The organism is Stenotrophomonas sp. 93052_Sma (assembly GCF_056481145.1).
This window is the reverse complement of record NZ_CM151134.1, coordinates 586062-609338: the sequence shown is the minus strand read 5'-3', so window position 1 is coordinate 609338 and position 23277 is coordinate 586062. Positions and strand designations below refer to the sequence as shown.

Below are 23277 nucleotides of genomic sequence, written 5' to 3'. Positions count from 1 at the left end.
GCGCCGTCAGTCATGGTTGACGACGATGAATTGGCGGCAACCACTCTTGCGCATGACGCAATCTGCCATTGCGGCGCCCCGGCCGCAGGATCACACTCGATCTGTGATCAACATCGTCCCCATCGCGGGGACGCAGGAGACCGTCATGAAACGCTCACTCGCGATTGCCCTGCTGGCAGGCGCCCTGGTGGCGGGCGGCGCCGCCGCTGCACCGCGCACCGTGACCGATGCGGACGCGCCACGTGCGTTGCAGGCCGATGGCCCGGTCAGCGTGAAATGGGAGGACCCGGCCAAATTCACCGAGATCCGCCAGAGCACCAACCGCTTCGAGGCCGAGCGTGGCGACTGGGTACAGCAGCTGGCACGCTACCTGCAGACCACCGCCGCCAAGCCGCTGCAGCCTGGGCAGACCCTCGATGTGACCCTGGTCGACATCAAGCGCGCCGGTGACTACGAGCCGTGGCATGGCCCGCGTGGCCGCGACATCCGGATCATGCGTGACATCTACCCGCCGCGGATCAGCCTGCAGTACACGTTGAAGGACGCCAGCGGCCGTATCGTCAGCGAGGGCGATGTGCGCCTCAGCGATACCGGCTACCTGCACAACCTGGGGCTGAAGAGCGACAGTGATCCGCTGCGCTACGAGAAGCGCCTGATCGATGACTGGGTGAAGCGGCAGCTGGCCAGCCAGGCCACCGCCGCGCGATGATCCCGGGCGGCGCGACTCACCGGTAGGTGTCGACCTTGGTCGACACGCATTCAAAGCGCCGACCAAGGTCGGCCGCTACCAGTGCCGAGCACGCCGACCAGTCCCTACCGGTAGGTGTCGACCTTGGTCGACACGCATTCAGAGCGCCGACCAAGGTCGGCCGCTACCAGAGCCGTGCGCGCCGACCGGTCCCTACCGGTAGGTGTGGACCTTGGTCGACACGCATTCACAGCGCCGACCAAGGTCGGCCGCTACCAGAGCCGTGCACGGCCAGCGTTCGGTCAGTCCTGATAGACCTTCGCCACGCGCTTGACCGCGCAGGGCAGCTGGTACGCACTCACGCCGCAGCGCGGCGCCAGTTCGGACAGCGTCGGTGCACTGCCCCACAGTTCCACCACACTGCCGATGCCGGCCTGCGCGTGCGCGGTCAGGTCCACGGTCAGCATGTCCATGGACACGCGCCCGATCAGGGCACCGGGCTGACCATCGATCAGCGCCGGGGTGCCATTCGGGGCAAACTGCGGATAACCGTCGGCATAGCCGAGCGCGACCACGCCCACGCGGGTGCGTGCCTTGGCCACGAAGCGCGCCATAGCCCACCGGCTCACCGGCCTCGATCCAGCGTTCGGCGATCACCTTCGACTGCATCGTCATCACCGGGCGCAGGCGCTCGGTCAGCGCGGTGTTGTCAGGCAGCGGATTGGCGCCGTACAGCATCAGGCCCGGGCGCACCCAGTCGCTGCGTACATCTGGCCAGCCCAGCAGCGCCGGCGAGTTGCACACGCTGGTCTCGCCATCGAGGCCGTCGATGGCCCGCGCGAACGTCGCCGCCTGCTCGTGGGTGCGTTCGCTGTCCAGTTCGTCGGCACGCGCCAGGTGGGTCATCAGCACGATGCGTTCGACCTGCGGCAGCGCCAACAGGCGTGCATGCGCCGCGCGGAAGCTGTCCACGTCCAGGCCGAGGCGATGCATGCCGCTGTCCAGCTTCAGCCACACCGTCAGCGGGCGCGGGCTGTCGAACGCGACCAGGGCTTCCAGCTGCCACGGCGAGCCCACCGCGAACCAGAAATCGTGTTCGGCCACCAGCGCCATGTCGCTGGGCTCGAAGATGCCTTCCAGCAGCAGGATCGGCGCACGGATGCCGGCCTGGCGCAGTTCCAGCGCCTCTTCGATGGTGGCCACGCCGAAACCATCGGCCTCGCCTTCCAGTGCCTGCGCACAGCGCACTGCGCCGTGGCCATAGGCATCGGCCTTGATGATCGCCAGGGCCTTGCCACCGCCCAGTTCACGGGCGAGCCGGTAGTTGCTGCGCAGGGCGCCCAGATCGATCAGCGCGCGGGCAGGACGCATGTGCGGTTCTCTTGTTGCGGCGCGTGACCGTACTGGCCGTAGCGGAAAATATCCAGGCCTTCGGTGCTGATCTGCGGCTGGCGCGCTCATCAGGTCGGCCAGGTAGCGGCCCGAGCCGCACGCCATGGTCCAGCCCAGCGTGCCGTGCCCAGTGTTGAGGTACAGGTTGCGGAACGGCGTGGCGCCGATCACCGGCGTACCGTCCGGCGTGGCCGGGCGCAGGCCGGTCCAGAACTGCGCGCGACAGGTCACCGCCCTTCGGGTAGAGATCGCTGACCACCAGCTCCAGGGTCTCGCGACGGCGCTGCGACAGCGACAGGTCGAAGCCGGCCACTTCGGCCATGCCACCGACGCGGATGCGGTCGTCAAAACGGGTCACCGCCACCTTGTAGCTCTCATCGAGGATGGTCGAGGTCGGCGCCATCGCCGGGTCGGTGATCGGCAAGGTCAGCGAGTAACCCTTCAGCGGATACACCGGCAGGCGCATGCCCAACGATGCGACCAGCGCCGGCGAGTAGCTGCCGAGCGCGACCACGAAGCGGTCGGCGGTTTCCAGCTTGCCGTCGATGCGTACGCCGGTGATGCGGTCGCCATCGAATTCCAGGCCGGTGATGTCCTGGTCGAAACGGAACTCGACACCGGCATCCACGCACATCTGCGCCAGGCGGCGGGTGAACAGCTGGCAGTCGCCGGTCTGGTCACGTGGCAGGCGCAGCGCGCCGACCAAGCCATCGACATGGGCCAAGGCCGGTTCGGCCTGGATGATGCCGGCGCGGTCCAGTACCTCGTACGGCACGCCGTACTGGGCCAGGATCTCGATGTCCTGCGCCGAGGCATCCAGCTGCTGCTGGGTGCGGAACAGCTGGGTGGTGCCCAGGTCGCGGCCTTCGAACTCGATGCCGATCTGCGCGCGCAGCTCGTTCAGGCAGTCGCGGCTGTACTCGGACATGCGCACCATGCGCGCCTTGTTGATCGCGTAGCGCTCGTGGGTGCAGTTGCGCAGCATCTGCCACAGCCAGCGGTACTGGGCCAGGTCCATGCCCGGCTTGATCGCCAGCGGCGCATGCTTCTCGAACAGCCAACCGATGGCCTTCTTCGGCACGCCCGGGGCGGCCCACGGCGAGGTGTAGCCGAACGACAGCTGGCCGGCATTGGCAAAGCTGGTTTCCAGCGCCGGGCCGGGTTGGCGGTCGATGACCGTGACTTCAAACCCGGCCTGTCGCAGGTACCAGGCACTGGTGGTGCCGATCACGCCGCTGCCGAGAACTAGGACTCGCATGGGACTTCTCCAACCCGATCATTCCCTGCACTGGAGCGTGCCGGGACCATAATTGGGGAAGTATAGACAGCCATTCCCAGTTGATTTGCCTGATTTGCGATCAACCGGCAGGATGTTCCCCTGCAATTCATTCCCCAAGGTTGACGGCCATGGCCACCCGTACCCGCGAACTGGACAAGATCGATCGCAAGATCCTGCGCATCCTGCAGGCCGAGGGCCGTATCTCCTTCACCGAACTGGGCGAGCGGGTCGGCCTGTCCACCACCCCGTGTACCGAGCGCGTGCGCCGGCTCGAGCGCGAGGGGGTGATCACCGGCTACCACGCCCACTTGGACCCGGCGGCGGTGAAGGCCAGCCTGCTGGTATTCGTGGAGATCAGCCTGGCCTACAAGTCCGGTGACATCTTCGAGGAGTTCCGGCGCGCCGCCCTGAAGCTGCCCAACGTGCTGGAGTGCCATCTGGTCTCGGGCGACTTCGATTACCTGCTGAAGGCGCGGATCAGCGAGATGGCCTCCTACCGCAAGCTGCTCGGCAGCACCCTGCTGACACTGCCGCATGTGCGTGAGTCGAAGAGCTACATCGTGATGGAAGAAGTGAAGGAAACGCTGAGCCTGCCGATTCCGGATTGAGTCCGGAACGGTAGTGGGGCCAGATCCCGTGCAGCGGGCTCTGACCCCCGGGTCCGTCAGCGCTGCTGCGGATGCTTCTGCGAGCGCTGTTCCTGCTGCTTGCCACCCTTGTGCGGCTGCTGCGGCTCCATCTGCTGCTGTTGCTGTTGCTGTTGCTGTTGCTGCTGTTGTTGCTGCGGGTTGCGGCCCTGCGGTTCCTTGCCGGGATGACGGTTCTGCTGGTTTTTCATGATCGCGATCCAGTGGACGAAGGACATGCGGCGGCGCAATGCCGGCGCACGGTCACGTTGGTCCCGGAACGGTTAATCGCAGGCGAAAAAGCAGTGATCTGCAGCGGGTTGTTTTCGTGCGTTCAGGCCGGACAGCGTGCGGTAGCCGCCAACCTCGTTTGGCACCCGAGATCAGCGCTTGATCTGCTGGCCATCGCCGGCCGGCACGCTGTCGTAATAGCGGCCGGTACGCGAATCGAACACGCGGTTCGGACCGGCCGGGCGTACCCCGGGGACGATGCGGCCATTGCGGTCGTACACCTTGTCGGCCGGCTTCGGCGCCGGGGTGGGCGCGATCTGGGCGGGACCGGTGGACCTGATCGGCTGCGCCGGCTGCGGCGACGGCAGGACCTGCGGCTGCGGGCGAGCGGCCTGCGGCGGCGGCATCACCGGCTGCGGTGCCACGGTGGTGGCACTGCGGGTGGCGGTCGGGCTCGACGACGTCGGTACCTGGGCCTGCGCGACCAGGGGCAACAGGGCCATCAACAGCAGGGAAAGGGTCGGTTTCATGTCACGCTCCGGCGTGGATCACATTTACCTTGCGCCTGCACCTGTGTGCCGGCCATGAACGGCCATCACACTTGCAAGCGCGCGCCGGCACCCCCACGTTTTCCGCCATCCCCAGGCCATCAACCCCCACGGAGCGCCGCCATGACTGCCTTCGACCTGACGCCCCCCACCGCCACCCAGACCGAGGCGCTGATCGCCGGCCTCAGCAGTGAAGAGCGCCGCGTGCTGCTGCAGCACGGTACCGAGGCGCCGTTCTGCGGCGTGTTCCTCGACAACAAGCGCGAGGGCGTCTACTGCTGCCGGCTGTGCGCACTGCCGCTGTTCCGCTCCAGCACCAAGTTCGATTCCGGCACCGGTTGGCCGAGCTTCTTCGCCCCGTTCGACCCGGCACACGTGCGCGAAATCCGCGATACCAGCCACGGCATGGTCCGCACCGAGATCACCTGTGCGCGCTGTGGCAGCCATCTGGGCCACGTATTCCCGGACGGCCCGCCGCCCACCTACGAGCGCCACTGCCTGAACTCCGTCTCACTTTTGTTCACCGGCAATGGCGAGCCCTGGCCCGACCCGTTGCAGCGTGGCGGCGCCGAAAGCGGCGTGGCGGGCTGAAACACCCCGCTGACCGATTTCACAGAATTCCCTCTTCAGAAAACCGGGCGACGGGCCGACAAGGAGATATCCCCTCTCCTTGCGTCGCCCCATGCTCATCATCGTTGGATTCCTGGTCGTCATCGTCAGCGTGATCGGGGGCTATCTCGGTGCCCACGGCCGCCTGGGTGCCCTCTGGCAGCCCTACGAGCTGGTCATCATCGGTGGCGCCGCGCTCGGCGCCTTCCTGGTCGGCACCCCGGCCAAGACGGTCAAGCAGACCCTGCAGGCCATGGTCGGCGTGTTCAAGGGCCCGCGCTACAAGCAGCAGGACTACATCGATGTCCTCAGCCTGCTCTATGAACTGCTCAACAAGGCCCGCCGCGAAGGCTTCATGGCGCTGGAAGACCACGTCGAGCGCCCGGCCGAAAGCGCGCTGTTCGGCAACTACCCCAAGGTGCAGGCCGACCACCACCTGATCGACTTCATCACCGACTGCCTGCGCCTGATGATCGGCAGCAACATCGAGCCACACGAGCTGGAGCCGCTGCTGGAACTGGAGCTGGAAAAGCACCACGCCGAGGCCATGGCGCCGTCGCAGGTGCTGACCAAGGTCGCCGACGGACTGCCCGGTTTCGGCATCGTCGCGGCGGTGCTCGGCATCGTCATCACCATGGGTTCGATCGGCGGGGATATCGTCGAGGTCGGCGGCCATGTGGCCGGCGCGCTGGTCGGTACCTTCCTGGGCATCCTGCTGGGCTACGGTTTCGTCGGCCCGATGGCGGCAGCGATGGAAGCGCGCCGAGCAGGACAGCCGCATCTACGAATCGGTGAAGACCGCGCTGCTGGCCTGCCTGCGTGGCTACAACCCGAAGATCGCGCTGGAATTCGCCCGCAAGACGCTGCCGTCGAACGTGCGCCCGGCCTTCTCCGATTTCGAGCAGCACCTGAAGACGGTCAAGTAAGCCATGGCCGAGACCAAGCCCACCGTCATCGTCCGTCGGGTCAAGAAGGCCGGCCACGCCGCCCATCATGGCGGTTCGTGGAAGGTGGCGTATGCCGACTTCGTGACCGCGATGATGGCGTTCTTCCTGGTGCTGTGGCTGATGGCCACCACCAACAAGAACGACCGTGCGGCCATTTCCGAGTACTTCCGCAACCCCAGCCCGCTGAGCGGGCAGAACGCCACGCCGGCGCCCGGCATGGCCGGCCCGGGTGGCGCCAGCACCTCGATGATCAAGCTCGGTGGTGCCACCGACATCTCGCGGGGCAGCAGCAACGATCCCTTCCAGAACCAGAAGGAAGCGGTGCCGCAGCCGGTGGACCAGCAGCAGCGCGACAAGCAGCAGCTGGAAGCGCTGATGAAGGAACTGCAGGAGGCGATCAGCAAGAGCCAGGCGCTGGAGCCGTTCAAGGACCAGCTGCTGCTGGATCTGACCCCGGAAGGCCTGCGCATCCAGATCGTGGACAAGCAGAACCGGCCGATGTTCGACCTCGGCAGCGCCACGCTGAAGCCGTACACGCAGCAGATCCTGCACGAGTTGGCCAACTACCTGAACCACGTGCCGAACCGGATCAGCCTGACCGGCCACACCGACATCACCGCCTATTCGGCCGCGCGCGGCTACGGCAACTGGGAACTGAGCGCCGATCGTGCCAACGCCGCACGGCGCGCACTGGTGGACGGCGGCCTGGAGGACAGCAAGATCACCCGCGTGGTCGGCCTGTCTTCGTCGGTGCTGTTCGACAAGGCCGACCCGCAGAATCCGATCAACCGCCGCATCAGCATCGTGGTGATGACCCAGGCCGCCGAAGCAGCCGCCCTGGCCGGTGCCGGCCCGCAGGTGGGGCTGTCGGCCCCCGCCGCCGACCCGGACGTGCAGGCCGCGCAGGGTCCGGCAAAGTAAACGGTAGGTGCGGACCTTGGTCCGCACATCCGGGAAAAGCGTGCGGACCAAGGTCCGCACCCACCAGGGGCATGACCCGGCGCACCCGCTACAATGGTGGTCTTTCCGTTTCCAGGTGACCCCACCCCATGTCCCAGAACTCCAAGGCCAAGCGCGACAAGCGCAAGAAGCAGCAGGCCAAGCGCCCGTTCCTGCGCCTGAACGCGCAGCAGCAGGTGCAGAACCATGCCGTGCTGACCAACGAAGACGGCCAGGTGGTCGCGGCCATCGGCCTGCAGGGCCGTGAGTGGCTGCTGGCCATCGGCGGCCAGACCATGGGCAACGCCGAGAACCCGGTGCCGATGCTGGCCATGCTCAAGCACCTGGCCAACGTGCAGGAGAAGGAAGGCCGCAAGGTCAACCTGGAGTACTCCGAACTGCTGCAGAAGCTGCTGGACACCCTGGCGGCCGAATCCGAGCAGACCGCCGACGAGTACCTGGACAAGCTGGTTGCCGAGTTCGAAGGCGTCGACGCTGCTGAAGGCGAGGAAGGCGAAGCCGCCGAGGGCGACGTGGCCGAAGAAGCCGCTGCCGAGGCCACTCCGGCCGCTGACAGCGACAGCAAGCCGCAGGCCTGAACCGGCCGCGGCGGTGACAGTCTACGTCGATGACGCGGTGCATCCCTGGCGCGGACAGCGCTGGGCGCACCTGATGGCCGACACCCTGGCCGAGCTGCACGCGATGGCGGCGCAGCTCGGCATTCCCCCGCGGGCCTTCCAGAACAAGGCCAGCGGTGCCCACTACGATGTCACTTCCGAGCTGCGCGCACAGGCGATCGCGCTCGGTGCGCGGGCGATCTCAAGGCACACCGACCGCGCGCTGGTCAAAGCGGTGATCGCCAACGCCAGGGCGCAGTACCGGCCGTAGATGGGAGCGCCGGGCATGGCCCGGCGCTACCGATCAATCTCAGAACGGGTCGCTGCCCAGCCGGATTTCCACGTTCAGCAGCGAGCACAGCGCCAGCATCGCGTCGTCGTCGCGGGTCAGCGCCATCACGCCGGTGAAGCCGTCGCTGCCGGCATCCACGCTCCACAGCGTGTAATTGTGCTCGCGCAGGCGGTCGAATGCGGTGGACATCAGCTGCACGCCGTCCAGGTCTTCGGCGAAGTCCTCGTCGTCCAGGTCGCCGCCCCAGTCCAGCTGCAGGTTGAAGCGCGCCGACAGCTCGTTCACCGCCGACTGCAGCGATTCCAGGTCATCTCGTTCCACCTCGAAACCGGACTGCCAGGCAATGGCCGTGAACAGCGCTGGCAGCCAGTCGCTGTCCGCTTCCAGCGGCTGCCCGTCCTCGGCCAGGTGCTCGCGCCAGCGGTTGAACTGCTGCAGGGCCAGCTCTTCGTCGCCCGGGTTGATCAGTACCAGCAGGTTCCAGACCCGCGCCTCGAAGCCGTCTTCGTCGAAGTCGTGGATGTCTTCCTCGAAGTCGAAATAGTCGCTGTTGTCGGGCATGGCGGAACTTCCTCTGGGGCAGGCCGGCATTCTACGGTTTATCCTGTGCCGCTGAAGCCGGCCTTGGTGGCCGTCACTGTGAATGAAGCGATGAGCGATACCCCTCCCGACCACCTGGCGATCAACCCGGCCAGCCCCTTCCATGATGCGCAGGCGCTGGAGCGCGGCGTTGGCGTGCGTTTCAACGACGTCGAGCGCGACAACGTCGAGGAATACTCGGTCAGCGAAGGCTGGATCCGCGTGCAGGCCGGCAAGGCCCGCGACCGCCGCGGCAACCCGATGACCATCAAGGTCAAGGGCAAGGTCGAGGCGTATTTCCTGGACCAGAAGCCGGAATAACCCGCGCCGTGGGATCGGTAGAGTCGAGCTTGCTCGACTGCTTTGCGAAAGAGCAGTCGAGCAAGCTCGACTCTACGCTTCGGGGCAGGGTCACTCGCGCTTGCGCGATTCCAGCAGGTCCAGGTTGCGGATCAGGCGCCGCGAGATCTCATCGGAGATCACCCCGCGCCGGGTCAGCCGGAACAGCTCCTCGCGCTCGGCATTGAGGCCGGCACTGCGCAGCTGGCGGTAGCCCAGTTCCATGCGCCGCACCTTCTCCGGGTCCACGTCGGGCCCGTCGCTGTCCTTCTCCAGGTGGCGCTGGTACAGCAGGCTGACCCGCGAGGCGGCGTCGTTGTACAGCTGCACGTTCTCGGTGTTCTGGTTCATCACCATCTGCTGGCGCATGCGCTCGACCCCGGCCAGCGCCGCCTTCGACGACAGCCGGCGCGCCAGATCCTCTTCCTTGCGCTCACCCGAATCGGACGGCAGCTGCAGGCCTTTCAACAGCCGCGGCAGCGCGATGCTGGCGCCCAGCAGCGAGAACAGGATCACCGACGCGGCCAGGAAGATCACCAGGTCACGCGCCGGGAACGCACTGCCGTCGGGCAGGAACAGCGGCAGGGTCAACACGCCGGCCAGGGTGATCGCACCGCGCACGCCGGCCACCGAGGTCGCCACCACGATGCGCCAGTTCGGCGCCTCGCCCCGCTCCAGGCCGCGACGACGCGCGCGCAGCAGGTTCCAGCGCAGCGACAGCCACACCCACAGCAGGCGCAGCACGACCAGTGCCAGATTGATCACCACCACATACACCAGCAGCCACCACGCACTCTGGTGGCCGGTCTCGTTCATGGTGGTGGTGGCGCGTTCGACGATGCCCGGCAGCTGCTCGCCCAGCAGCACGAACATGATGCCGTTGAAGCTGAACTGCAGCATGTTCCAGACCCCGGCACGCTGCACGCGCATGCTGCCGGAGACACGGCCGGTCAGCTCGACATAGCTCATCGCGATACCGGCAGCGACCGCGGCGAGGATGCCCGAGGCATGGATCTCTTCGGCCAGCAGGTAGGCCGCGAACGGAATCAGCAGGTTGACCAGCATCGCCGCGCCAGGCTCTTCGCCGAAGCGGCGCCACAGCCAGCGCTGGAAGGTGGACACACCCAGCGTCACTGCCACTCCCACAGCAAGGCCGGCCACCGCCACCCACACGAAGGTCAGCGAGGCGGTGGCCAGCGAGAAGGTGCCGGTCATCACTGCCGCCACCGCGAAGCGGAAGCAGACCAGGCCCGAGGCATCGTTCAGCAGCGACTCGCCCTCAAGGATGTGCATCAGGCGCTTGGGAATCGGCGCCTTGGAAGCGATGGCCCCGACCGCCACCGGGTCGGTCGGCGACACGATGGCCGCCAGCGCGAAGCACACCGCCAGCGGCATCACTGGAATCAGCCAGTGGATGAGGAAGCCGGCGCCGATGACGGTGAACACCACCAGGCCGAACGCCAGCTCGAGGATCGCGCCCTTGTCGCGGAACAGGCCCTGTTTGGGAATGCGCCAGCCATCCAGGAACAGCAGCGGCGGCAGGAACAGCAGGAAGAACACCTCCGGCTCCAGCGCGTGGCCGCGGTTGAACACGCCGGCGATGACCGCACCCAGGCCGATCTGCACCAGCGGCAGCGGCAACGAGAACGGCAGGACACGAACCAGGTAGCCGCTGGCGACAACGGCCACCAGCATCGCCAGGACGACTTCAATGGTATGCATGCTTCTTCCAGGAAGCGGCGCGCGGGGAGGCTCGCAAGCCAGCGCCGGAAACCCGGAAAAAACTACCACATGCGGCCATGACCGCGACGGCCGGGGCCGCCGCGCGTCAGCCCCGGCTCATGCCCCGTCGAAGCGGTACAGATCCATGGCGAGGAAGCCGGCATCGATACCGGCGTCGATGCGGCGTGCACCGAAGCCGCCCTCGCCGGCCGCGCCCATCGCGAAGAACAGCGGCAGCAGGTGCTCGTCGGTCGGGTGCGCACGTTCGGCGAACGGCGCCTGCCGACGGTAATCGAGCAGGGCCTGGCGGTCGTCGGCGGCCAGGCGCTGCTCCACCCACTCGATGAAGGGCCGCACGTACGGCGCTTCCTTGCCGTCCTGGTAGTCGCCCCAGTCGTGCAGGTTGTGGGTGATGCTGCCCGAGCCGACCAGCAGCACGCCCTGCTCGCGCAGCGGCGCCAGCGCGCGGCCGAGCGCGAACTGGTGCTCGGGGCCGAGCATCGGCTGGATCGACAGCGGCACCACCGGGATGTCGGCCTGCGGGCGCAGCAGCCGCAGCGGCACCCAGGCACCGTGGTCGAGGCCACGCTGCGGGTCGAGTGCCACCGGCAGGCCAGCGGCGGCGATGCGGCCGGCCACCTCTTCGGCCAGCGCCGGATCGCCCGGCGCCGGGTACTGCAGTTCAAACAGCGCGCGGGAAGCCGCCGAAGTCATGGATGGTCGGTGGCTGCGGATGCGCGCCGACCAGCGGCTGCCGGCCCAGCCAGTGCGCCGAGGCCATCACGATGGCGCGCGGCGTCGGCAGGTCGCGCGCCAGCTCGGCCAGGCGCACGCCAACCTGGCCCGGATGCAGGGCGGTCATCGGCGAACCATGCGAGATGTACAGCGAAGGCAGGCGGGACATGGAATTCTCCAGTTGCAGGGTCAGGCGGCGATCAGCGCGAACGCAGGGTCCACTTGCCATCGCCGACCAGGAACAGCACTACCAGCGCCAGTGCCCAGAACGCCGGGTATTCCCAGCCGCCGCCGGCATTGGCGAAACCGAAGCCGTTGGCGCCGTGCACGGTGACGATGGTGCCCAGCAGCAGCGGCACACCGACAAGGCCCACCCAGCGTGCGTAGATGCCCAGCAGGAGCGCGACGGTGATCACCAGCTCGACGCCGATGGTGAGGTAGCCGAGCACGCCGGGCAGGCCCAGCGACTCGAAGAACGCCGCCGTGCCGGCCGGGGTGAATACCAGCAGCTTGATCAGCGCATGGACCAGGAACAGCACGCCCAGGGCCAGGCGCAGCAGGGTGGCGCCGTACGGGGCCAGCGGCGAAACAGGAGCGGTCGTGGTGTGCATGGGGAAACACCTTGAAGGGAGTAGGCACAGGTTATTGCGCCTTCGTGGACCAATAAATACGATGGATTGACCGTATTTATTTCAAAAGGCGCAACAATGGACACCCTCGAGGCGATGCGCGTGTTCGTGGCGGTGGTCGAGCGCAACGGCTTCAGTGCCGCCGCCCAGGCCCTGGATATGTCCACTGCCGGCGTCACCCGCCAGGTCGCCGCGCTGGAAAAGCGCCTGTCCACCCGCCTGCTCCACCGCACCACGCGCCGGGTCAGCCCGACCAGTGCCGGTGCCGCCTACTACGCCCAGTGCGTGCGCCTGCTGGCCGAGTTCGACGCGCTGGAGGCCAGCATCGGCGCGCAGGCGCTGGAGCCCTCCGGCACGCTGCGCATCAACGCACCGGTCAGTTGGGGCATCGCCCGCCTCGGCCCGCTGCTGGCCAGCTACCGCGAACGCTTCCCGCAGGTGGAACTGGACCTGGCCCTGTCCGACCGGCTGGTGGACATGGTCGAGGAAGGCTACGACGTCGCCATCCGCATCACCCGCGAGCCGGGGCCGACGTTGATCGCGCGACGTCTGGGCGAATCGCGGGTGAGCCTGTGCGCCGCGCCGGCCTACCTGGCCGCACGCGGTACGCCACAGACGCCGCAGGAGCTGCAGGCCCACGCCTGCCTGAGCTACAGCTACTGGGCCGCTGGCGACCATTGGCCGCTACAGGGACCGGGCGGCGAAGTGAAGGTGGCGGTAAGCAGCCTGCTGCACGCCAACAACGGCGACGTGCTGCGCGAAGCGGCGATCGCCGGTATGGGCGTGATCCTGCAGCCCGATTTCCTGCTGGAAGACGCGCTGGCCGATGGCCGCCTGGTGCGCATCCTGCCCGAATGGGAGGCCTCGCCGATCGGCATCTTCGCGGTCTATACCAGCCGCAGCCATCTGGCACCGAAGGTGCGCAGTTTCATCGACCATCTGGTGGAGGCCGGGGTGTAGCCGAATCTGGCGCTTGCCGGTAGTGCCGGCCGCTGGCCGGCAATCAGACACATCCCGGTCCTGGGCGAATGCCGGCCAGCGGCCGGCACTACCACTTAGGCGGCAACCTCATCCAGCGCCTCGATGATCCGTTCCAGCGGCGCCGGCCGCCCGAGCAGGTAACCCTGCACCTGGTCGCAGCCGTGCGCAGCCAGCCAGTCCAGCTGCCCCGGCGTTTCCACGCCCTCGGCGATGATGGTCAGGCCCATGCTGTGGCCCAGCGACAGCAGCGCGCGGCAGATCGAGGCATTGCGCGGATTGGTTTCCACGTCGGCGACGAAGCTGCGGTCGATCTTCAGGATGTCCAATGGCAGGTGCTGCAGGTAGGACATGCTGGAATAGCCGGTACCGAAATCATCCAGCGACACGCTGATGCCCTGCTCGTGCAGGCGTTGCATGGTCTGCATCGCCTGCGCCGGCTTGCGCATCAGGCTGCTCTCGGTCAGCTCCACGTGCAGCGCGCCGCGGGCCAGGCCGAACTCCTGCTGCGCGCGGGTGAACTCGGCCACCAGATCGCTGTTGAAGAACTGCACCGCCGATACATTGACCGCGATCGGCAGCTCGCCCCAACCGGCCTCGACCAGCCGGCGCTGCGCCTTCGCCGCCGCACGGATCACCCAGCGCCCCAGTGCCAGGATCAGCCCGGTGTCCTCACACAGCTGGATGAACTCGTTGGGCGGGATGAAGCTGCCATCGGCCTGCGGCCAGCGCAGCAGAGCCTCCAGCGCGGCCGGGCTGCCATCGCTGGCGTGCCGGATCGGCTGGAAATACAGCTGGAACTCGTTGTCGATGGCGGCGTGGATGCGTCCGGCCAGGCGCAGGCGGTCGGCCAACCGCGTGGTCACCGCCGCGTCGAACCAGACCACCACGTTGCCTTCGGCGCGCGGCATGCGCGGCCTGTGCGGCCATGCCGATCACCTGCTCGGCGCTGTGGCCGTCGCCGGCAATGTGCACGGCCACGCCGATGCGCGGCTCGAACTGGTGCAGCGAATCCTTGCCGCGCATCGGCGCCGACACGATCTGCAGCAGGTCGTCCAGCACGCGCTGGGTATCGTGCTCGGCACCGATGGCGAACACGAAGTCCTCCGCCGGCTGGAATGCCAGCGTGCCGCAGCGCGCCCAGGCCACCGAGCCGGGTCGCCATCGACTGCAGCACCGCATCGCCGATCTCGCGGCCCAGCGTGTCGGCCACCAGCTGCAGTCCTCGCAACTGCACGAAGGCGATGGTGTAGCCCTCCTGCTGTTCGTCCAGCTGTTCGGTCAACGCACGCACGTTGAGCAGGCCGGTGGCCGGGTTGTGCCGCGCCTGGTAGGCCAGGTCGCGCTCGTAAGCCAGCCGCTCGCTCACATCCTCGGCCAGCACCAGGCAGGCGGGCTGGCCATCGAAATCGAGCTTGGACAGGTGTGCGCGCACTTCGAACACACTGCCGTCCTTGCGCCGGTGCAGGCGCACGGTGGCATCCTGCAGCTCGCCGACACGGGCCTTGGCGATCGCACCCTTCACCTCGTCCCAGCCTTCGCGCGGGCGGATGTCGAGGATGCTCATCGCCAGGAATTCCTCGCGGCTGTAGCCATACTGGCGCACGGCGGCATCGTTGACCTCGATGAAGCGCAGCGTATCCGGATCGAACACCCAGAACGGCGCTGGATTGCGGTCGAACAACAGGCGGAAGCGGCGTTCCACTTCGCTCATCTGCTCGCGGGCCTGGTAGCGTTCGCTCAGGTCGGTCAGGGCACCGATCATGCGGCGCTCGCTGTCGGCCACCTCCACCCGCTGCCCGCGTGCGCCCACCCAGCGCACTGCGCCTCCGGGCAGCACCAGGCGGAACACCTGGTCGAGCACCGCGCCACCGGCGAAGGCCTGGTCGAAGGCCTGCTGCAGGCGCGCTGCATCATCACGATGCACGCGCGAAGAAATCGGCCACCGGCAGCGCATCGGTCTGCACGCCGAAGATCTCACGCGCCAGCGGTGACCAGCGCAACAGTGCGGCATCCTCGTCCACGTACCAAGTGCAGACGCGCCCAACCTGGTGGGCCAGGCGCAGTTCGGCATGCCCGGTCTTCAGTTCCTCCGCCATCGACTGCTGGCGGCGGGTGCTGCGGCGCACCGCGTACAGCAGGACCAGCAGCACCCCGACGTAGGCCAGCACGATTGCTACTGACGCCTGCAGGTAGGGCCACCATGGCGCCAGCACGTCCTCATCGGCCAACCCGACCTGCACCGCCAGCGGGCTGCGCTCCAGCGTGCTGATGGTGATGATGCGCTGCACACCATCGACCGCGCCCGGCAGGCTGCCCAGCTCGACCACGGCCTGCTTGCCGAGCAGGTCGCGATGCGCGAGATCGTAGCGTCGGCCGACCGTGCCGTGCGGGTCCGGTACGCGGGCCAGCATGTAGCCTTCCGCATCGCTGATCGACACCAGCCCGTTCGGGCCAACATCGAGGCCGCCGATGATGCGCTGCAGTTCGCCGCAGCGCAGCCGCGCCAGCAACCAGCGGTCACCGGCCATCGGCAGCGCCAGCGGCACCACCCAGCCACCGTCGCTGGCGCGCAGCGGCGGGCCGATGTACAGCGAACTGCCCAGGCCGCGGCGCTGCGGATCGGTCCACAGCGGCAGGTTCAGGTCACCTTTGCCGGCCGTCAGGGCGCGGCCATAGCTGTCCAGCACCACGATGCTGTGCAGCTCGGCATGCCGGCGCAGCACGCCGCCGATGGAGGCATCAAGCAGCGCCGGCGCCTGCGCGGGCACGCTGCGGAACACTTCAACGGCATCGGCGGCGATGCCGGACATCGCCCGCTCCAGGTTGCGCAGCTCCAGCGCCAGCAGGCGCTCGCTGCCCACCGCCAGTGCACGGCTCTGGCGCTGTGCGGCCTCCAGCCGGCGGTGATGGTCGTTGGCCAGCATGGTGGTCAACCCGGCCACCAGCAGAATGCCCAGCAACACCCCGCCCCAGGTAATGGCGCGCAGCGGCCGGGCCAACGCCCGTTTCAGCGCGGGCATCGGTTGGTCTTCCTTGTGCAGTCGGCTGGCTTCATGCGCGAACGAATCCTCCACATCCCCGACCTCAACGGCCGGCGGACGCCATTCTTGACGCCTGACCCGCCCCCGCATGGCCACCTCCCCGTGTCCGCGCAGGGCTCCTGAGGCCAGCATGCACCACACCGGTGACGGCGTGAAGATCGCTTCCGCGCGTTCAGCCAGATCCCGCACAGGGCGGGCGGCACTACGGGAGGGCCAGCCGGGGCGGAGCGGATTAGACTTGGGGTTTTCCGCTGCAAGAGAAGTCCATGTCCAAGCTGCGCCGTCCCACCCTGGCACTGGCCATCGTTGCCAGCCTGTCCCTGGCCGCCTGCGACCGCCCGGCCGATCCGGCTGCCGGCACCGCCGCGCCTGCCGATGCCGCACCTGCGGCCGCCAAGCCGATGCTGGGCAGCTTCGGCTTCGATGCCAGCGGCATGGACCGCAGCATCAACGCCGGCGATGATTTCTTCGGCTTCGCCAACGGCACCTGGGTGAAGAACACCGAGATCCCGGCCGACCGCTCGCGCTTCGGCAGCTTCAACGTCATCGCCGAGAAAACCCTGGCCGACACCCGCGCCATTCTCGAAGGCGCCGCCGGCAACACCCAGGCCAGCGGTGACGACAAGCTGATCGGCGACTACTACGCCGCCTACATGGACGAAGCCGGCATCGAGCAGCACGGCATCGCGCCGGTGCAGCCGCAGCTGAAGGCCATCGATGCGATCGCCGACAAGGCCGGGCTGGCCCGTGCCCTGGGCGGCGACGTGCGTGCCGACGTCGACCTGCTCAATGCGACCAACTTCTACACCGACCGCCTGTTCGGCCTGTGGGTGTCGGTGGACCTGCTGCAGCCGGACCGCAACGCGCCCTACCTGGTGCAGGGCGGCCTGGGCATGCCCGACCGTGACTTCTACCTGGGCGGCGGCCGCATGGCCGAGCTGCGCAAGCAGTACCAGGCCTACATCGCACAGATGCTGCAGCTGGCCGGTGTCGCCGATCCGGCGGGCAAGGCGCAGCGCATCCTCGCGCTGGAGACGAAGATCGCGCAGGCGCACGCCACCCAGGAAGAAACCAATGATGTGACCAAGGGCGCCAATCCCTGGACCCAGGCCGACTTCAATGCCAAGGCGCCGGGCATGGACTGGAACGCCTTCCTCGACGCGGCCGCGCTGGGCAAGCAGCAGGACTTCATCGTCTGGCAGCCCAAGGCCGTGGCCGGCCTGTCCAAGCTGGTCGCCACCGAGCCGCTGGATGTCTGGAAGGATTACCTGGCCTTCCACGCGCTGGACCGCGCCGCTGCCTACCTGCCGAAGAAATTCGCTGATGCCCGCTTCGCCTTCCACGGCACCACGCTGAGCGGCACGCCGCAGCAGAGCGACCGCTGGAAGCGTGCAGTGGACGACGCCAACCATGCCATCGGCGAAGCGATCGGCAAGCGTTACGTCGAGAAGCACTTCGACGCCAAGACCAAGGAACGCGCGGACGAGATGGCGAAGAACATCATCGCCGCCTTCGCCAAGCGCATCGACGCGCTCGCGTGGATGTCGCCGCAGACCAAGGCCAGCGCCAAGGCCAAGGTGGCCGGCCTGACCGTGGGCATGGGCTACCCCGAAAAGTGGCGTGATTACACCGGCCTGGAGATCCGCCGTGATGACGCGCTGGGCAATGCGCAGCGCGCCGAACTGTTCGAGTACCAGCGCAACATCGCCAAGCTGGGCAAGGCGGTCGACCACAGCGAGTGGGCGATGCTGCCGCAGACCATCAACGCGATGAACGTGCCGCTGGAGAACCGCCTGGTGTTCCCGGCCGCGATCCTGCAGCCGCCGTTCTTCGACGGTGCTGCCGACGACGCGGTGAACTACGGCGCCATCGGCGCAGTGATCGGCCACGAGATCAGCCACGGCTTCGACAACGCCGGTGCGCTGTTCGACGAGACCGGCAAGCTGCACAACTGGTGGACCGCTGAAGACCTGAAGCAGTTCAACGCCGCTGGTGATGCGCTGGCCGCACAGTTCAGCAGCTACGAGCCGTTCCCGGGCGTGCATGTGAACGGCAAGCTGACCCTGGGCGAGAACATCGCCGACGTGGCTGGCCTGGGTACCGCCTACGATGCCTACCAGCTGTCGCTGCAGGGCAAGCCGGGGCAGACCCTGGAAGGCTTCACCCCCGACCAGCGCTTCTTCCTCGGCTTCGCCCAGGCGTGGCGCAGCAAGAGCCGCGAGCAGGCGCTGCGCAACTCGCTGCTGACCGATGTGCATGCACCGGGCCAGTTCCGCGCACTCACCGTGCGCAACATCGACGCCTGGTACCCGGCGTTCGAAGTGAAGGAAGGCCAGAAGCTGTACCTGGCCCCGGACAAGCGGGTCAAGGTGTGGTGATGTAACCGGAACGGGCGCCGAAAGGCGCCTGTTTCATTTCCCGGTAGCTGCCAACCCTGGTTGGCAAATGCCCCGCTCTGGTGGGTGCCAACCCTGGTCGGCACATGCCCCGCTCTGGTAGCTGCCAACCTTGGTTGGCAAATGCCCCGCTCTGGTGGGTGCCAACCTTGGTCGGCAAATGCCCCGCTCTGGTAGCTGCCAACCTTGGTTGGCAAATGCCCCGCTCTGGTGGGTGCCAACCTTGGTCGGCAAATGCCCCGCTCTGGTAGCTGCCAACCTTGGTTGGCAAATGCCCCGCTCTGGTGGGTGCCAACCTTGGTTGGCACGGAGCAGGAATCCACGCATGGCGTGGATCTACCTGCGGGTGGTGGCAACCATCAGCAGAGCGCTCGCAGCCAACACCGCAGCAGCCCAAAGCGTGGCGTACGGCCCGACACCATCCAGCAGCCGTCCCCCGCCCCACGCGCCAAGTGCGATACCGATGTTGAACACGCCTACATACAGGGCGGTGGCGATCTCCACGGCCTGCGGCACCGCTTTCATCATCCAGCTCATCAGGCCCACCGATACGCCGCCATAGGCCAGGCCCCATAGCAGCAGCACCGCAATGCCACCGCTCGGCGTGCCCCCCACCCACAGCAACAGCAGCGGCGTCAGCAGCAGGCCCGATGCGATCGCCAGCAACGTACCGCGCGGATGGCGTGCTGCCAGCGGCCCGGCGATGAAGTTGCCGGCGATGCCGGCCAGGCCGTAGGCAAACAGCAGTGCACCGATCCACGACGCCTCCACGCCCGAGACGGACGTCAGCAGCGGCCGCACGTAGGTGAAGGCGATGAAGTGCCCGGACACCAGCAGCACGGTCAGCCACAGCCCACGCCGCAGGTCGCGCTGGCCAAGCTGCTGTACGAACTGCCGCGGCTGCGCCGATGTACTTACAGGTAACGCGGGAACCACCCGCAGATGCAGCAGCATCACCGCCGCACTGAACAACGCCATCGCCGCAAAGGCGCTGCGCCAACCCAATGCATCCCCGATCAGCGCGCCCAACGGAACGCCCAGCACCGACGCTGCGGCCACGCCGCCGAAGATGATCGAGGTAGCCAGGCCGATGCGGTCAGCCGGCACCAGACGCGCAGCCAGACCGCCGGCGATGGCCCAGATGCCGCCCATGCAGAACCCCACCAGCACCCGTGCGGCCAACAGCCAGCCGATGCCCGGTGCCAGCGCCGACGCGAGGTTGGCGACCAGCAGGAGCGCAAGCAGCGCGCACAGGATGCGACGGCGATCGATGCCACCGGCTGCGATCACCACCAGCGGTGCGAACACTGCCGCCAGCAGGGCCGGCAGCGAGATCATGAGGCCGGCTGTGCCGGTGGACGCGCCGAGATCTTCGGCGATCGGGGTCAGCAGGCCGACCGGCAACATTTCGGTGGTGACCACCGAGAACGTGGCGAGGCCGACGGCGGAAACCGCCCACCACGGATGACGAGGCACAGGCGCGGCGTGCGCAGGCGATGAAGCGCTCACGGGACGATTCCTTCAGGGGATGTGGTCGAGGCAGACGGGCGCAGTGCACGGTGCGCGAGCACGGCGAACAGCAGCACGCCACCGCCTGCCACCAGCGCAACAGCAAAACCGCTGCGCACGCCCCCCGCATCGACACCCTGCCCGGACAGTGCCGCGCCCAGCGCCACGCCGATGTTCAATCCGGCCAGCAACCAGGTCATGCCTTCGGTCAGGCGCGATTCGGGCACGTACTGTTCGACCAGCGACATCGCCACGATCATCGTCGGCGCGAAGAACACCCCGGCCAGCAGCACGGCAACGGCCAGGGCAGGCAGGCTGCCGACCCACAGCAGCGGTAGCGTGGCCAATGCAGTGGCCGCTGCTGCGGTCAGCAACAGGCGCGGCAACGGGATCTGCAGCTTCAGTGCACCAAACAGCAGGCCCGCCGCGCAGCTGCCCAGCGCATAGGCCGACAGCACCCAACTGGCAGCCAGTGGCTGCCCGCGCTGTTCGGCGAAGGCCACGCTGGTGATGTCGACGGTACCGACAATCACACCCATCGCCAGCATCAGCAACGCCAGCAGGCGGATCTCCGCTTGCCGCAGCAGCGAGCGCGAGGGTGTTGCGCCTTCGCAGCGCTGCAGCGGTGGTTCGGTACCACGCTGCAGGAACAGTGCGGTCACTCCGATCACCAGCAGAAGGGCTGCAGCCAGCACGCCGGCCTGTGGCCATACCGCTACCGACAATCCGACTGACAACGGTGGCCCGGCGATGAAGGTGACCTCGTCGAACACCGTCTCCAGCGAGTAGGCGGTCTGCAGTTGCGGGCGCCCGCGATGGATCGCGGTCCAGCGCGCGCGCACCATCGCCGACACACTGGGCATGCAACCGGCCAGCATCGCCGCAATGAACAGCGTCCAGTCCGGCGCGGCCAGCAGCGTGCACGCAAGCAGCAACAGCAACCCGGCCGCACTGGCCGCGGTGGCCCACGGCAGCACCCTGCCCTGCCCGCGCCGGTCGACCCAGCGCGATACCTGCGGCGACAGCAACGCGTAGGTCAGCACGAAGGTGGCCGACACCGCACCGGCCAGTGCATAGCTGCCGCGCAGCTGGGACAGCAGGGTGATGATGCCGATACCGGTCATCGGTAGAGGAAGGCGTGCCAGCAGCCCGGCCAGGGCGAGGCCGGCGGTGCCGGGGGCCGCGAACAGGTCGCGATAGGGGGTGGCCATCAGGTTCTCCAGGGCAGCGACTTGCCTGGCGCACTGGGCGCCACGACAATACATACAGAGTGTATGAATAAGAGGCTACATTCATACGCACCGTATGTAAATAATCATGCACTGTGTATGTAAGGAGCTCCGGATGGTTCGTCGCACCCGCGCCGAGATGGAAGAAACCCGCGCCACCCTGCTGGCCACCGCCCGCCGGGTGTTCAGCGCGCATGGCTATGCCGCCACCTCGATGGACGACCTGACCGCCCAGGCCGGGCTGACCCGCGGCGCGCTGTACCACCACTTCGGCGACAAGAGGGGTCTGCTGGCGGCTGTCGTCGCCCAGCTCGATGCCGAGACCGACCTGCGTCTGCAGGCGATCAGCGATGGCGCGGATGATGCCTGGGACGGCTTCGTGCAGCGTTGCCGCGCCTATCTGGAGATGGCACTGGAGCCGGAGATCCAGCGCATTGTGCTGCGCGATGCGCGCGCGGTACTGGGTGGTGCCTCACCGGAATCGCAGCGCCACTGCGTGCACTCGATGCAGCACCTGATCGAACATCTGGTGGCGCAGGGCGTGGTGGCGCCGGTGGACGCGCAGGCGCTGGCGTCGCTGATCTACGGCAGCCTGGCCGAGGCCGCGTTCTGGATCGCCGAGGGCGAGGATGGCGACCAGCGCCTGCGGCAGGCGACGGCGGCGCTGGAGATGCTGTTGCGTGGGTTGAAGTCGGCCGGGTGAAGCCCATCCGCGCATGGCGTGGATCTACTGCGGAATCCGCTCTGGTAGAGGCCAACCTTGGTTGGCGCTTCTTCGGCACCGCGCGAAATGCGTGCCGACCAAGGTCGGCAGCTACCAGAACCAAGGTGTCAGTAGATCCAGCTACTGCGGAATCCGCTCTGGTAGAGGCCAACCTTGGTTGGCGCTTCTGCGGCACCGCGCGAAACGCGTGCCAACCAAGGTTGGCACCTACCTGGGAACGGTGGGCCACCCGCGCAACACCGCCACCGGCACGCCCATGCGCGTGCAGGCGCGGCTGGCCAGGCCATCGGGTAGCGCGCGGCGGAACAGCGGCGCCATGCCCTGCATCAGCTTCGCCGACGCGGCCGCCTGCGCCCGTTGGCGGCCATTGCGCTCGAGCATGCCTTCGGCCCAGTCCGGCAGCAGCGCGGCACCGGCCCCCAGAAACACTTCGCGCGACAGACCCGGCACCGGTACCGGCAGGCGCACGCCGGACAACACCTCCAGCACTTCGCGCGAGCGTTCGTCGACGCGCAGTTCCGGCTGCCGCGCGCAGAAGTACGCGGCCACTTCGGCTTCACTGCGTGGCACATCCACCGCACCCAGTGCCTCGGCCACGCAGCGGTACTCGTCGTAGTAGCGATCGGCGATGTGCGCCGGCACCTCGCGCCCGTAGCGGCGGAAGCCTTGCAGGAAGCCAAACGCCTCGGTCACGTGCACCCACGTCAGCAGCTGCGGATCGTCCGCCGCATAGGGCTCCCCCTGCGCGGTCTGGCCCCGGATCTGCGCATGGATGCGGCGTACCTTGGCCACCAGCGCCTCCACCTCGCCGCTGGGCGCATAGCTGGTGCCGGCAACGAAGGCGGTGGTGCGACGCAGGCGTCCCACCAGGTCCTGGCGGAAATTGGAGTGGTCGTAGACGCCGGCCAGCGCGCGCGGGTGCAGGGTCTGCAGCATCAGCGCACACAGGCCACCGGCCAGCATCGACGGGAATTCCGCATGCAGCCGCCAGGTGACGCTGTCCGGGCCGAACCAGCCCGGGTCTCCCAGCGGGTGGTCGTAATCGATGCCGCTCTGGCCACGCGGGAAGGCCTCCAGCACCCAGCGCCGGATAGGCGCGGTGACGGGGCGGGAAAGTCGCTGCAGCAGAGCCGGCATCACAGGTCCAGGAAAGGCGGAAGAGCGGCCGCAGGTTGCGCGGTCGGCCCCGATTCTGGGCGATCACGACGCCGACGGCGAGTCTCCG

The 23277-nt window shown here is 67.7% G+C and carries 18 protein-coding genes and 5 pseudogenes; 11 read left to right on the top strand and 12 right to left on the bottom strand.

What is annotated here, in order from left to right; all coding sequences use genetic code 11:
• The first annotated feature begins 145 nt into the window (after nt 1-145).
• The gene (locus ACZK2V_RS02815; RefSeq protein ID WP_049463461.1) at nt 146-709 is read left to right on the top strand and encodes a DUF3016 domain-containing protein; all 564 of its coding nucleotides are present in this window, start codon (nt 146-148) and stop codon (nt 707-709) included.
• Nucleotides 710-990: 281 nt separating this feature from the next.
• On the opposite strand, the pseudogene alr reads toward ACZK2V_RS02815, so the two are convergent.
• Together alr and ACZK2V_RS02805 are read right to left on the bottom strand one after the other, a co-directional pair.
• Nucleotides 991-2059 (bottom strand): annotated as a pseudogene (alr, locus tag ACZK2V_RS02810) (alanine racemase).
• Nucleotides 2038-3338, bottom strand: a pseudogene (locus ACZK2V_RS02805) (D-amino acid dehydrogenase). The pseudogenes alr and ACZK2V_RS02805 overlap by 22 nt, the downstream one beginning before the upstream one ends.
• A gap of 149 nt (nt 3339-3487) precedes the next feature.
• Between ACZK2V_RS02805 and ACZK2V_RS02800 the strand changes: the two are divergent.
• The gene (locus tag ACZK2V_RS02800; protein WP_005407919.1) at nt 3488-3967 is read left to right on the top strand and encodes a winged helix-turn-helix transcriptional regulator; all 480 of its coding nucleotides are present in this window, start codon (nt 3488-3490) and stop codon (nt 3965-3967) included.
• 56 nt (nt 3968-4023) lie between these two features.
• Here ACZK2V_RS02800 and ACZK2V_RS02795 read toward each other — a convergent pair whose 3' ends face one another.
• Both ACZK2V_RS02795 and ACZK2V_RS02790 read right to left on the bottom strand, forming a co-directional pair.
• Nucleotides 4024-4224 (bottom strand): hypothetical protein, encoded by a 201-nt coding sequence (locus tag ACZK2V_RS02795; RefSeq protein WP_049463463.1) that lies wholly within the window; start codon nt 4222-4224, stop codon nt 4024-4026.
• Between the two features lie 144 nt (nt 4225-4368).
• Nucleotides 4369-4746 (bottom strand): hypothetical protein, encoded by a 378-nt coding sequence (locus ACZK2V_RS02790; protein ID WP_049398340.1) that lies wholly within the window; start codon nt 4744-4746, stop codon nt 4369-4371.
• Between the two features lie 141 nt (nt 4747-4887).
• Between ACZK2V_RS02790 and msrB the strand changes: the two genes are divergently transcribed.
• The 5 genes and pseudogenes from msrB to ACZK2V_RS02765 all read left to right on the top strand — a co-directional run bounded on the left by msrB (nt 4888) and on the right by ACZK2V_RS02765 (nt 8147).
• On the top strand, nt 4888-5355 hold the full coding sequence (msrB, locus tag ACZK2V_RS02785) for a peptide-methionine (R)-S-oxide reductase MsrB (protein ID WP_049463465.1): 468 nt from the start codon (nt 4888-4890) through the stop codon (nt 5353-5355).
• Between the two features lie 91 nt (nt 5356-5446).
• Nucleotides 5447-6299: pseudogene (motA, locus tag ACZK2V_RS02780) on the top strand (flagellar motor stator protein MotA).
• A 3-nt stretch (nt 6300-6302) separates the two neighbouring features.
• Complete coding sequence (motB, locus tag ACZK2V_RS02775) at nt 6303-7241, top strand: flagellar motor protein MotB (RefSeq protein WP_049398339.1); 939 nt, start codon at nt 6303-6305, stop codon at nt 7239-7241.
• A 128-nt stretch (nt 7242-7369) separates the two neighbouring features.
• On the top strand, nt 7370-7858 hold the full coding sequence (locus tag ACZK2V_RS02770; RefSeq protein WP_049463467.1) for a hypothetical protein: 489 nt from the start codon (nt 7370-7372) through the stop codon (nt 7856-7858).
• A 13-nt stretch (nt 7859-7871) separates the two neighbouring features.
• Nucleotides 7872-8147, top strand: coding sequence for a DUF4031 domain-containing protein (locus ACZK2V_RS02765; protein ID WP_049463469.1), 276 nt, complete (start codon nt 7872-7874; stop codon nt 8145-8147).
• Nucleotides 8148-8186: 39 nt separating this feature from the next.
• On the opposite strand, the gene ACZK2V_RS02760 is transcribed toward ACZK2V_RS02765, so the two are convergent.
• A complete protein-coding gene (locus ACZK2V_RS02760) occupies nt 8187-8729 on the bottom strand; it encodes a DUF6630 family protein (RefSeq protein WP_005407911.1) in 543 nt (180 codons plus the stop codon).
• A gap of 90 nt (nt 8730-8819) precedes the next feature.
• On the opposite strand from ACZK2V_RS02760, the gene ACZK2V_RS02755 reads away from it, so the two are divergent.
• Nucleotides 8820-9068: a DUF3297 family protein gene (locus tag ACZK2V_RS02755; protein ID WP_032128750.1), complete on the top strand. Its 249-nt coding sequence runs from the start codon at nt 8820-8822 to the stop codon at nt 9066-9068.
• 90 nt (nt 9069-9158) lie between these two features.
• On the opposite strand, the gene ACZK2V_RS02750 is transcribed toward ACZK2V_RS02755, so the two are convergent.
• From ACZK2V_RS02750 to ACZK2V_RS02740, 3 genes and pseudogenes are all read right to left on the bottom strand, one after another.
• Entirely contained in the window at nt 9159-10808 is a 1650-nt protein-coding gene (locus tag ACZK2V_RS02750) for a Na+/H+ antiporter (protein WP_032128751.1), read from the bottom strand.
• 117 nt (nt 10809-10925) lie between these two features.
• Nucleotides 10926-11712, bottom strand: a pseudogene (locus tag ACZK2V_RS02745) (dioxygenase family protein).
• 31 nt (nt 11713-11743) lie between these two features.
• Nucleotides 11744-12154, bottom strand: a complete 411-nt coding sequence (locus tag ACZK2V_RS02740; RefSeq protein ID WP_049424804.1) for a DoxX family protein — start codon at nt 12152-12154, stop codon at nt 11744-11746.
• A gap of 96 nt (nt 12155-12250) precedes the next feature.
• Here ACZK2V_RS02740 and ACZK2V_RS02735 point away from each other — a divergent pair, with 96 nt between their 5' ends.
• Nucleotides 12251-13132 (top strand): LysR family transcriptional regulator, encoded by an 882-nt coding sequence (locus ACZK2V_RS02735; protein ID WP_049424802.1) that lies wholly within the window; start codon nt 12251-12253, stop codon nt 13130-13132.
• 95 nt (nt 13133-13227) lie between these two features.
• On the opposite strand, the pseudogene ACZK2V_RS02730 reads toward ACZK2V_RS02735, so the two are convergent.
• A pseudogene (locus tag ACZK2V_RS02730) lies at nt 13228-16284 on the bottom strand (bifunctional diguanylate cyclase/phosphodiesterase).
• 176 nt (nt 16285-16460) lie between these two features.
• Between ACZK2V_RS02730 and ACZK2V_RS02725 the strand changes: the two are divergent.
• Nucleotides 16461-18572: a M13 family metallopeptidase gene (locus ACZK2V_RS02725; protein ID WP_032128756.1), complete on the top strand. Its 2112-nt coding sequence runs from the start codon at nt 16461-16463 to the stop codon at nt 18570-18572.
• A gap of 354 nt (nt 18573-18926) precedes the next feature.
• Here ACZK2V_RS02725 and ACZK2V_RS02720 read toward each other — a convergent pair whose 3' ends face one another.
• Entirely contained in the window at nt 18927-20099 is a 1173-nt protein-coding gene (locus tag ACZK2V_RS02720; RefSeq protein WP_049460662.1) for an MFS transporter, read from the bottom strand.
• Nucleotides 20096-21310: an MFS transporter gene (locus ACZK2V_RS02715; protein ID WP_049460663.1), complete on the bottom strand. Its 1215-nt coding sequence runs from the start codon at nt 21308-21310 to the stop codon at nt 20096-20098. Before ACZK2V_RS02715 ends, ACZK2V_RS02720 begins: the two co-directional genes overlap by 4 nt.
• Nucleotides 21311-21443: 133 nt before the next feature.
• Here ACZK2V_RS02715 and ACZK2V_RS02710 point away from each other — a divergent pair, with 133 nt between their 5' ends.
• Nucleotides 21444-22031 carry a TetR/AcrR family transcriptional regulator gene (locus ACZK2V_RS02710; protein ID WP_486322915.1) on the top strand — a complete coding sequence of 196 codons (588 nt, stop codon included), beginning with the start codon at nt 21444-21446 and terminating at the stop codon, nt 22029-22031.
• A 228-nt stretch (nt 22032-22259) separates the two neighbouring features.
• Here ACZK2V_RS02710 and ACZK2V_RS02705 read toward each other — a convergent pair whose 3' ends face one another.
• On the bottom strand, nt 22260-23189 hold the full coding sequence (locus tag ACZK2V_RS02705) for an oxygenase MpaB family protein (protein WP_049460666.1): 930 nt from the start codon (nt 23187-23189) through the stop codon (nt 22260-22262).
• Nucleotides 23190-23277: the final 88 nt, after the last annotated feature.